Genomic DNA, 11,309 nt, shown 5'->3' with positions numbered 1-11,309 from the left:
GGCCAGCCCTCTAAGTGCATGCAAAGTGTATGCCGTCACCCCTGATATGTCTTTGCTTTGTTTGCCCAATTTAGGCTGGTTCTAGAAAGAATCTTGCTGCAAAATGCTAAATATGGAAACATTAGACAAGTTTGACATCGCCATCCTGAATGAGCTGCAAGTCGACGCACGGTTGACGAACACGGAATTGGCGTCCCGCGTCGGCCTGTCGGCCGCGCCTTGCTGGCGGCGGGTGCGGGCGCTGGAAGAATCGGGCTTCATTACCGGCTACCGGGCCGAGATCAACCGCCACAAGATCGGGCTGGGCGTTCTGGCGTTCGTACGGCTGGATGCGGACCGCAACAGCGGCGACGCCACGCGCCAGCTGGAAGAAGCTATCAAGAAATTGCCGGAAATCGTCTCCTGCCACTACATCAGCGGCACCGGCACGTTTGAGCTGCAGGTGGTGGCGCAAGACCTGGAGGCTTTCAGCAAGTTTGCGCTGCAAAACCTGATCAATCTGCCCAACGTGAAAGACCTGCACACGAGTTTTTCGCTGGGCGAGGTCAAGGCAAGCAGCGCCTTGCCGCTCGGGCACCTGACCCGGGTTGCAGCCTAAAATTCAAGCCAATAGTGGCCGCAGCCCTTTACTGACAAGCGCAACCAGCTATTTATTTGATAGCATTATTGACCTGCAATGTAGACAGCGGCCGGCGCATAAAAAACCGGCAAGACAACGCCTCAAGGAGCCCGCATGAAGCCATTTTCCAGTTCCGCCTCTATCATCTTGATGCTTTTTATGGCCCTGGCCCCCGGCCTGCGTGCGCAACCAGCTATCAATTCAGGAGCAAGCACGGAAACACTGCCGATGCGCAACCTGCAGATTGAAGTGCGTCAGGTGCGGGGCAGCAGCAGCTCCAGGGAGGCGCTGGGCGCGCAGGGCGGCGTGGTGCTGCAGCCGGGCAACTCGGGCGCCAATGTGAACATCACCGCCCAGAACAGCCAGCGCAGCGACTCGCGCGATCTGATGCAACGCGTGCTGGTTCTCAATGGCCGCAACGTCAACATCAACCTGGGAAACAGCCGGCCGCTGCGACTGGTGCAAACCTTTGTCCAGAACGGCGTCGTGCGTTATATCGGCGGAACGGTGCTCATCGAGGCCAACAGCGGCTTCTCGGCGCGGCCAGTCTGGCGCGGTGGCGACAGCGCGGAGCTGGAACTCGCCGCGGCGCAAAGCATGCGCTCCGGCTCGGCGCTGCCATCCACCTCGTCGGCCAGCACGGCGCTGGCGTTGCCCCTGAATGAATGGGTCACGGTGGCGCAGTCAGACGACGCCCTCAGCGGCAGCAACAACGGCCTCACGGGCAGCAGCCAGTCGGCCAGCCGTGAGGGCGTGCGGGTCGAGGTGCGAATGACGGTGCGCTAGGGCCTCAATCACGAACGCAGCGCGTCGTCAGCGGCAGCAGCGGGTAACGCAGCATCGCCTCGCGCCCGTTGGCACCCAGGCCAAACTCCGCACGCATTTGCGGGTTGCTGTAGACCGTCTGCTGTGCCCCCTGCCCGCCGGCATCGCGAAACAGCAGGCTCGAGCCGCTGGCGGCGTCCAGAATGGCGGTGTCGTCCACAAACTTCACGTTAAATTCCATGCCCTGTTCACAGCGGTAGCGCGCGGTGGACGAAAGCCCGCCACCCGCGCAAGCTGCCAGTACCAAAACCCCTGTCAACGCCGCCAAGGCAAGGCTCATTCGGGTCAGGTGCTGTTTCATGAGATCTCCTTCGGCATGGTTTCAAGTTACTTGGGCCAGAGCACCCAGAGGCGCAGCGGCTGATTGACACGCGCCGCCAGCAGGCCTGCCTCAGGCCCGGTACCGGCAAAATAATCGGCCCTGACGGCCCCCACAATGGCGCTGCCGGTGTCCTGGGCCAGCACCAGCTTTTGCAAATTGGCGGCACCGCCACGGGAAGCCAGCCACACCGGCGTGCCATACGGAATGCTGGCCGGGTCAACCGCAATCGAGCGGCCCGGTGTCAGTGCCACACCCTGTGCGCCTTTGGGGCCGAAGGCGCTGTCCAGGTCGCTCAGCGGCTGCTCCTGGAAGAAGGTGTAGCGCGGGTTGCTCCACAGCATTTGCTGCACGCGCTGCGGAGAATTCCTTGCGGCCCAGGCCTTGGTGGACTCGACCCAGGGCGTGGTCATGCGGCCTTCACCCTGGTCCAGCAGCCACTGGGTGACGCTGCGAAACGGCTGCTCGTTGGAACCCGCATAGGCCACCCGCACCACGCGCTGGGATCCGTCGGCTTCGGTAATGTTCAGCCGGCCCGAGCCCTGGATGTGCAAAGACATCGCTTCGACCGGATCCGTCAGCCAGGCGATTTCACGGCCCTTCAGCGCAGCCCGGGCCTCAGGCGAGGTGTCGATTTCCTGCCGCGAAAACCACGGCTTGCGGCTGCCCAGCGACGCCGGCGTGCGGTACAGCGGCACTTCGTAACCCGCGCCGGGCTGCCGGCTGGCCTTCAGTACCGGCTCGTAATAGCTCGTGAGCAATCCATCAGCCGCGCCCTGGAGGCTCTCCACCCGGTAGGGCTGCAGCCGCCTGACCATCCAGTTGCGCTGCTCGTCGGCGGAGGCGATGCTGAGGCGCCGGACCTCGCCGCACAGGGGTGCAAACACCGGGCCCGGCCGCTCACAGCTCTTGAGCCAGGCGTTCCAGGCTTCAAACAGCGCGTCTTCTTCGAAGCCGGGCAACTCGGCCCAGCGAACCGCGACCCAGCGGCTTTTCCCCTGCGCCATGGGCGCTGGCAAGGGGCCTGTATCACCCGCGCGGCCCCCCGGCGCTGTGGGTTCGCCCGCAGGGCCGGGCAAAGGCGCCATCGGCGGGCTTGCACAAGAAGCCAGCAGGGCCACCATGGCGATAATTGCCACACGTCCCGCCGCGCGGGTGACTCTTGTCCCAGGCGCCGAAGCTTGTTTTGAAATCCAAGGAAATGTCATGGCCCTACTTTTGCTCGAAGCCCTGGGGGCGTTGCTGCTGCTGGTGTTCATTGTGTGGTGGACGATGTTTTCAGGCCGTAAAAATGGCGAATTGAAAGACCCGGCCTCTTCGGAAGCCCCGGCAGAGCCCCGAGAAAAATAGCCCCCGGCACCGCACTACAGGTTGCGCAGCAGATTGGCCAGCTCCACGGCAGACTTCACGCCCATTTTGTCAAAAACCCGGGCCCGATGAACCTCAACCGTGCGCACGCTGATGTCGAGCTGGTCGGCCACCAGCTTGTTGGGCAGCCCGCCCACCACCAGCCGCATCACATCGCGCTCCCGGTCAGTCAGCCCGTCGAGCCGCGCCTGCAGGCCGGTCGACTCGCTGTGCTGTGCCAATGCGCCGGCGGAATGGTTGAGCGCCTGCTCAATGCGGTCTACCAGCGCATTGTCTGAAAAAGGTTTTTCGCAAAAGTCAAAGGCGCCGCGCTTGACCGCGTCAACCGCCGTGGGAACGTCGGCATGGCCTGTCAGAAAAATCACCGGCAAGGTCGGCAACAAGCCGTAGGCAATCAGCTTCTCGAACATGGCCAGCCCGCTCAGGCCGGCCATGCGCACGTCGAGCAGCACACAGGAAGGCGACTGGATCGTGAAGCGCTGCGATACCCGGGCATCGAATGCCTCGGCGCTGTCAAAGGTTTCACTCAGCAGGCGGCGCGACCGCAACAACCAGGCCAGCGCGTCACGCACACTCGCATCGTCGTCAACGATATAGACCGTGGCGTTTTGAATGGGTTCCATGCAGGGTCCTTCAGGCGGTTGGCGTCCCCGCATCATGCGGCAAGGCAGCGGGCAAGGTGAAACTGAAAATCGTACCTCGTGGCTGGGCAGGCTCAAACCCGAGAAAACCGCCGTGCTGCTCAATCACGGTTCGGCACAGGCTGAGGCCCAGTCCCATGCCCTCTTCCTTGGTGGTGAAAAACGGCGTGAACAACTGCTCGGCCACCTCTGCGGGAATGCCGTCCCCACGATCCGCCACCGAAAACTCGACCCAGCGACTCTGAGCGTTCGATGCGGCAGGCCGGATCCGCAATGTCAACACTTTTTCCAGCAGCGCCGGATTTGCGGCCTGGTCTTCATGCGCAGCACCCTGCATGGCCTGCATGCCATTGCGTGAGAGGTTCAGCAACACCTGCTCGACCATGGTGCGGTCGCACAGCACGGGCGCGCAGGTTTCGTCCACCTCGATCACCACACGCACGCCCAGTTTGCGCGCCTGCAGGGTCACCAATGGCATGATGGCGTCGAGCAGGGCGCGTGGGTTCACCGCTTCACGCACCTGGTCGCGCCGCCGCACGAAGTCATGCACGCTCTTGATGACCTTTCCCGCACGTTCGGCTTGCTCGGCAATGCGGCGCATGGCCTGCTGCAGGTCTTCCGACAGCGGCGGCAACGCGGTGCCGCTTTTTACGGCGAAAGCCTCCTCGCCGTCCATGCCGTCCTGCAGAAGGTTGAGCGAGCCGGTGGCATAGCTTGAAATGGCGGCCAGCGGCTGGTTGAGTTCGTGGCTGAGCAGCGAGGCCATTTCGCCGACCATTGCCAGCCGTGCGGTCGCCTGCAGCCGGTCCTGGCTGGCGCGGGAAAGCTCTTCCACCCTGCGCTGTTCGCTGACGTCCAGAATGGCGCTCATCCAGCCGGTGTGCTTTCCCACTGCGTTGATCAGCGGCGCTTCCATGATTAGCACTGGAAAACGCGTACCGTCGCGCCGCATGAACACGGATTCGTGTCCCTCCCGGGGCAGGCTATTGCCTGCCAGCCGGATTTCCTGGCGCTGCTGATAAACGCCGGCCAGCTCGGGCGGCCAGTACGGCGACGGAAAACTCTGGTTGAGCAGGTCTTTCGCGTCCACCCCGACCATCTTGCAAAACGCCGGGTTCACATAAGTGATGCGCCCCTGCAGGTCACGTGCACGCAGCCCCGTCAGCACCGAGTCCTCCATGGCTTTGCGAAAGGCCAGAGCCTCGCCGAGATCATGCTCGACCTTCAGCCTGCGGCGCATATCCCTGGCCAGCAGGTACAGCACCGCAAGCAACGCGAGGGACATGGCGGTAACCAGCGCAGTCAGCACATTGGGAAAAAGCGCCGGCGTGCCCAGGCGGCTTTCCATTCTGACCACCAGCGTATTGCCGGGCAGGTCCAGCAGCTGCTGCGCAATGTAGATCCGGCTGCCGCGCGAAGGCACACCATGCAGGGCCAGACGCGTGCCGTCGGCTTCGGTGAAAGACAGGCCGACGCCCCGGGCCAGTTGCCGACCCACCAGCTCGGCAAGCATGTCCTGCAGCGAATAAGTGACCACGCTATACCCCGCGAGGCGCCCGGCCACCATGATGGGCAGGCACATATCGAGTACCTCCAGGCCCAACCCATCGCGCTGCGGCATGAAATAGCTGGTGGAGTAAGCCGCGCCACTGAGGCGCCGCGCGGTGGTGCAGGTCAGGCTGACGTCGGCCTGAAGGCTGCCGCGCCCCAGCCGCTCGAACACGGAAGTGCGGTAGGGCGTTTCGACAAACCCGATCTCGTTGAGCGCCTCATTGCGCCATTCAAGCCGCATGATTTCGCGGCGTTCGCGAAGCAATTCGGTGGCTGATGCATGCCAGGAGTCCGGCGTCCGGTCGGCGGACTGCAGGGCCTGCAAGCTCTGAATGTTGCGTGTGAGGCCCGAGCGGATGTCTGTCACGGCTTCTGCAGCGTCATGCTCCAGCCGGCTTTGCACCATGCTGGACTCATAGCGTCCCGCCAGCCACACCAGGATGCCCAGCAAGGCGACCACCAGCATCACGAGCAAGGCCCACAGAGACCAGCGCCGGCTGGCGCGGCCGACTCCCCCGGCAAACGGGAACCTCACGCCGCCAGCCTCATAAAAAGCGGTGCTGCAATGCCGGCAGACGGCTTCGCACGCCTGCCATATGGGCGTGCACGACCTCGCCCAGCACGACACCCGGCTCTTGTGCCTGCTGACCCAGCACCTCCCCCCAAGAGTCCACCAGCATGCTGTGGCCCCAGGTACGCCGGCCGTTCTCGTGGGTGCCGCCTTGCGCCGCCGCAATGACGTAGGCCTGGTTTTCTATGGCGCGCGCGCGCAGCAGCACCTCCCAATGTGCCTGCCCGGTCGTATAGGTAAATGCGCTGGGCACCAGCAACACGTCGGCCTGCAGGGCGCGGTAGAGTTCGGGAAACCGCAGGTCATAGCAAATGGTCATGCCCACGGCATAGGTGTGGCCGTCGCGGGACGCCAGATCAAAGCGCACCGGCTGCGCGCCAGGCTCCAGCACACGCCTCTCGTCGTAGTCTTCCGTCCCCTGTGCAAAGCGGAAAAGATGGATCTTGTCGTACCGTGCGGCGCACTGGCCCGTGGGCGCGTAGGCCAGCGAGCAATTGCGTGCCCGCGCAGGATCGGACGTGGCCATCGGCAGCGTGCCGCCTACAACCCACAGGCCGAGCTCTCGCGCCGCCCGGCTCAAAAAATCCTGTATTGCGCCTGTTCCAACACTCTCCTGGGCTTTCAGCTTGTCGGTGTCCTTCATGCCCATGATGCAAAAATACTCCGGCAGCACGGCCAGTTCGGCGCCTTGGGCCGCGGCCTCCTGAAGCAGCGAACGCGCAGCGGCAAGGTTGTCCTGCACACGCGTGCCGGAAACCATCTGGATGGCAGCGATCTTCATGGTTAGCGAGCCTCCTGAACAGGCTCTGCTGCAGCCTGTGCCTTGCGATCGATTTTGACGATTCTCGGGTCCGCCCAGGTTCCATCGATGTGGAATTCCTGGGTTGCCGCCTGCATTAACGGCCGGCGCAGGAACATCTGGGCGAGAAAGCTGCCCAGGCCGATAGCCGGGTTGATGACCGTGGCAATCAGCGAGGCCGTCCCCGCATTGACTTCCGGCACCACGACCGCCTTGATGCTTTGTGTCTCTTTGGAAATATCGGCAGTGCCTTCCATCAGCACAGCCGCATTCACGCCCTTCATCTGCAGGTTATTGGTGTAGGCCACACCCTGATTGATATTGACATCTCCGCGGACAAAGTCAAAGGCAAAACCTTCGGAAAAAACGTCCCGGAAATCCAGCGCCAGCCGCCTCGGCAATGACTGCAGGCTGAGCACACCCAGCAGCTTCGCGATGCCGGGGTCCGCTTTGACGAACTGCCCCGATTCGACGTTGACGTTGAACTGCCCGCTCAGGCTCGGGTAATCCAGGCTGAGCGGCGAGCCGATCCAGGCCACCTGGCCTTCGAGACGCCCCTTGCCGCGTCGAATGACTTCGCCCATGCCAAAGCGCTTGAGCAACTCACCCGAATCGGCAATGTCCAGCTTGAAATTCATCACGGTACGGCGGCGCTCGGCAGCCGTTCGCACATTGCGCGGCGCGCCTGCCGCAATGCTCTGCGCATTGATCGCCACCCAATTGCCCGTAGCCGTCAGCACGGCCTCGGGAAGGATCACATTGAACTTGTTCAAACGCCACTCCCGCACACCCTCGCGCGCCGCAGCGGAGGCGCCCCGGTTGACGGCGTCGATCTCAATCCTCCCGAGTTTTTTCCCACGCAGCTCCAGGTCTTCCACCACGATATCCAGCGCGGGAATGCTGGCGGGCTGCTCGTTCAGGAGAGTCTCCACGTCGGTGGCCGTACCCGGCGCGAGGCTCAAGCGCGACAGCCGCGCGTAGACGCGCCCTGCACCTATGCCGCCAGGCTGGCGAAACTCTACATAGCCGTTGAGCTCTGACGCATCAATATTGGCGCGCCACGTCAGGCCTTCACGTGAGCCGCCGACCACCACGTTGTTCAGTTTGCGCCCTTCAATCACCAGCTCCTTGGCACGAATAGCCATCGAGGTCGGCAGGTAGGTCAGCGAGGCACTTGCGGCGGCCCGGTTGATTGCCGCTGCGGCCGCCACTGGCGCAGACGCCTGGAGCGCGCTGCCAGAGGAGGAGTCGGTCAATATTTTTTGCCAGGCGTCGAGGTCCACAGAGGCCAGGTTGATATTGGCCGCCACGCCGGTGTCCTGCGTCGGCACCGCCTCGCCTGGCTCCAGCCCGATGCCGATTCCGCCCCGTATCACCCGAGGTTCGCTGCCGCTGACGTCCCGCACATACATGATGGACGCCGCTCGGCCTATGCTGACCAGCAGCTGGTCTTCCAGCTTTTGCCCGGGGCCCATGGAGCCCGGCAACAGGGCGTTCTCAAACCGCAGCGGCAGCACCGCCTCTGCCGTTTTATTCAGGGGAGCGGGCAGGTTGAGGGCCACGCCCTGCAAGCTGCTGGCAACCGTCAGCTCAGGCACGCCGCGCCGAAAACCCAGCGAGGCTGTATAGGCTGTGCTGCCGGTGGCATTTTGGGCTATCCGAGAGAGAGCTCCCAACTCCGGGGCTTGGCGCAATCCTTCAGCAGTGACGACACCCTGCGCCTTGAATGTCACCACGTTTTCTCCCTCTACACCGCCAGACGGTCGAGCTTGCGCCCGCGTGCCGCCCTCAAAACGGACGTCGCCGCCAAGCAACCGCGCCTGGGCGTTTGTGACACCAAAGCCGCGTTCATTCACGGTGACCACGCCCTTGATTTTTGTCAGCGGCGGGGTATCCGCGCCGAATTGCAAGTCATTGCCGGACAGTGTGATGGTTCCGTCAACGCGGGATTTATCGATTGAATGGATCGGCAATCCCAGCCGGAAACGGTATTCGCCCGCTCCACCCGCAACCGCCCGGTCCAGCACGTGATTGGTCATGCCGGCAACCGGAGACTGGTTGACAAACCCCAGCGCGTCGGCAAGCGGACCCTTGAGATCGGTATTGACCTCGACGGTTGCATCGTGAGTCAGATCCGCAATGCGTGCGTCACCCTTGACCAGTTGCAGGCCGGGCAGGCCATTGACCTTGCTGGTGACCCCATTGACCTCAAGCGTCGCGCGATCGAACACCAGTTCGCCGCTGAGGTCGGTCAAAGCGGGCCACCCTGCCGCTCCAGCCGGCTGGATGGACTTGGGAACGTAGGCGAGGTGCCCGTTGCGCACCTTGGCGGTGACCCGGAAGTCGCCTTGCGCCGGATTGGCGAAAGGCAGTTGCGCCAGCGGCCCCTTGACCTTGAACTTCACCTCGCTGACCTCTCCCTGCACCACCGCATCACGCACATAGTGCCGTACCCGTTCGGGCAATACCAGCGGTAGATAACGATGCACCCGCTCGCCATCACCGCGGCTTAAAACGCCTTGCAGGTCCAGCACACCGGGGAATCTGCCATCCACGCCATCGCCGCTGGGCGGTTTGGCAGAAGCCGCATCGTCCGTGTGCCATGCGGCCTGCGCTTCTCCCTGCGCGTCAGCATTGGCAAATCGCAGGTTGTTCAATTGGGCTTCGATTTTCCGGCCCGATAACTTCCATTGCACGTCGACGGACAGCTGGTCGAACGGCACCAGCGGATCCTCAAACACACCCGGCAGGTCCAATGATCCCTTGAGTATCTTGACCCCGGCCCGGCCACCGGCTTGCGTCAGGTCGAAATCAATGGACGCCCCGCGGATTCCCGGCCTGCCGGGTCTGGGATGCCCCGCTGGCACCCCTGTCGGGGTCGGCAGGGACGCCAGGCTGAGCCCGGCAACGCGCCCTTTGGCCGCGTAGGCGGCGGGGGCATCCATGGGGCCCTGCCAGCGCGCCTCCACGGTTTCGACCAGCCCCTTCGGGGCGAAAGAGGCGATGAGTCCGTGGACGGAAGCATCCAGCGGCAGGCGGTTGGCGATCTGCGCGAGTGCGTCAAGATCGAGTTTGTCCGCTTTGAGTTCGGTGTGTTGCGCAGCGCCCGCTTCGTCCCCGGTGTGCGTCAGGGCTACATTGCCGCCCGGCCATTGCAGGCCGTCGCGGGTACGAAAACGCAAGCCTTCGGTATTGAAGTCAAAGCCGTTGGCGCGCTGGCTGCCTCCTACGCGACCCGCGACGGAATCAAAGGCCAAAGGCTGGAGCCTGGTTCCCAGTTTGACGTCAACGTCCTGCAGCGCCACATCCGCGGTGCCGCCAATGACCCGGCCCTGGGTGACATCCGCCCAGGCGCGCAGCGCGCCATTTCCGCGCGTCAGCACCACGCCCAGCGCATCCATGTTGACATAGGGCCGGATGCGGGAAGCGTCCAGCCGGCCGAACTCGGCAAAGAGCTGGCCGGTCCAGGCGTCAAAGTCGCCGGCGCCGCTGGACAACAGGGATTGGCGGAACACGCCCCGGGCAGTGAAGCGGTCACCCCATTCCGCCGGTGGCGTGGCATCCAGACGCATGAGGTGGCGCCGCCGCGTATTGCGCATGACCCAGTCAACCTGCGTCAGTGCCAAGGGTGGCGCAGAATGCATTTCATCGGTCCAGCGCACCGTGCCGCCGCGCAGAACGAACTCGGTTTGCGAGAAGAACCAGTCGGCGGCGGCGCTGTGGCCCGCGTCCCGGTCTTGTGAAACGTCCAGCCCGCCGACATGGATTTTCCCGTCCACCGTGCGGCGGATGTCCAGCTCGGGCTTGTCGATATACAGCTGCTCGAAACCCAATCCCCAGATCGAGGATGCCGACAGGGCCCCAATAATGACCGGCAGCCGCAGGGCTTCGCGCCCCTGTGCGTCGAGCAGGGTGACATCGCGCAGCTCGAATGAAGGGATCATGCCCCGGGAATGCGCGGTGATGCCACCGATGCGTACAGGCACCCCCAGCGCCTTGCTGGCTTCTATTTCCAGGCGCGGACGAAACTCGCCGATTCGCGGCACAATCCAGCCATGCAGCACGAACAAGGTCAGGCCGAAGAGCACCCAGGCCGCGGCAACAAGCCACAGCACTATGCGCATGGTGAAGGCAAGCCACCGCAGGCGTTGCGGCAGCAGGGTAGGCGGGCTGGGGATCGTTGGCTCCATTGACATGAGAATTATGACCGCCGGGGGCCAGCGTCGCCCGGCGGCGAACCATGAAGTTTTGTGAAGTAGTGTGATGACCGTCGCTCCAACCGCCAGCCCTGACACCCTCCCTGCCGCCGGGCCGGCCGCGTCGGGCTATTCACGGTTCGTTCAACGCATCCGCCGGCGCTATGCCGATCAGCTACCCCTCTTGCTCCCGGGCGCACCCGTACGCACCAGCATGCAGGTGGCACTGGATGCACTGCTGGCACAGGGCATGTCAACCGGCGCGGCTCTGCGGGTGTTGCGCCAATTGGTCATGGAAAGGCTGGTGGTGATTGACTGCGACGGCGCTTTCGAAACAGGAGCCCCCACGCTTGTCGCTTCGCGTACTGCGCTGCCCCCCGAGGGGGCGCATTTCGCCTTGGGGCGGCCCGGCGGCGAAAC

Annotated in this window: 8 protein-coding genes and 1 pseudogene; 3 read left to right on the top strand and 6 right to left on the bottom strand. The window is 63.7% G+C overall.

The window, feature by feature from the left end:
• Positions 1–112: 112 nt before the first annotated feature.
• Both ABI546_RS03065 and ABI546_RS03060 read left to right on the top strand, forming a co-directional pair.
• Positions 113–598: an Lrp/AsnC family transcriptional regulator gene (locus ABI546_RS03065; protein ID WP_348043990.1), complete on the top strand. Its 486-nt coding sequence runs from the start codon at positions 113–115 to the stop codon at positions 596–598.
• Positions 599–733: 135 nt separating this feature from the next.
• On the top strand, positions 734–1,405 hold the full coding sequence (locus ABI546_RS03060; RefSeq protein ID WP_348043988.1) for a hypothetical protein: 672 nt from the start codon (positions 734–736) through the stop codon (positions 1,403–1,405).
• A 4-nt stretch (positions 1,406–1,409) separates the two neighbouring features.
• On the opposite strand, the gene ABI546_RS03055 is transcribed toward ABI546_RS03060, so the two are convergent.
• The 6 genes from ABI546_RS03055 to ABI546_RS03030 all read right to left on the bottom strand — a co-directional run bounded on the left by ABI546_RS03055 (position 1,410) and on the right by ABI546_RS03030 (position 10,889).
• Positions 1,410–1,745, bottom strand: a complete 336-nt coding sequence (locus ABI546_RS03055; protein WP_348043986.1) for a hypothetical protein — start codon at positions 1,743–1,745, stop codon at positions 1,410–1,412.
• A 26-nt stretch (positions 1,746–1,771) separates the two neighbouring features.
• Entirely contained in the window at positions 1,772–3,022 is a 1,251-nt protein-coding gene (locus ABI546_RS03050; protein WP_348043984.1) for an MltA domain-containing protein, read from the bottom strand.
• Between the two features lie 105 nt (positions 3,023–3,127).
• Positions 3,128–3,754 (bottom strand): response regulator, encoded by a 627-nt coding sequence (locus ABI546_RS03045; protein ID WP_348043982.1) that lies wholly within the window; start codon positions 3,752–3,754, stop codon positions 3,128–3,130.
• A 10-nt stretch (positions 3,755–3,764) separates the two neighbouring features.
• Positions 3,765–5,858 (bottom strand): ATP-binding protein, encoded by a 2,094-nt coding sequence (locus ABI546_RS03040; RefSeq protein ID WP_348043980.1) that lies wholly within the window; start codon positions 5,856–5,858, stop codon positions 3,765–3,767.
• A gap of 10 nt (positions 5,859–5,868) precedes the next feature.
• Positions 5,869–6,675, bottom strand: coding sequence for a carbon-nitrogen hydrolase family protein (locus ABI546_RS03035; protein WP_348043978.1), 807 nt, complete (start codon positions 6,673–6,675; stop codon positions 5,869–5,871).
• A 2-nt stretch (positions 6,676–6,677) separates the two neighbouring features.
• Positions 6,678–10,889: a YhdP family protein gene (locus ABI546_RS03030; RefSeq protein ID WP_348043976.1), complete on the bottom strand. Its 4,212-nt coding sequence runs from the start codon at positions 10,887–10,889 to the stop codon at positions 6,678–6,680.
• A 67-nt stretch (positions 10,890–10,956) separates the two neighbouring features.
• Between ABI546_RS03030 and ABI546_RS03025 the strand changes: the two are divergent.
• Positions 10,957–11,309, top strand: a pseudogene (locus ABI546_RS03025) (glutamine-synthetase adenylyltransferase); the annotation flags it as partial.

Source organism: Polaromonas sp. (genome assembly GCF_039932935.1).
In the GTDB taxonomy this organism is placed as follows: domain Bacteria; phylum Pseudomonadota; class Gammaproteobacteria; order Burkholderiales; family Burkholderiaceae_C; genus Polaromonas.
This window is presented reverse-complemented; position numbering and strand designations above follow the sequence as displayed.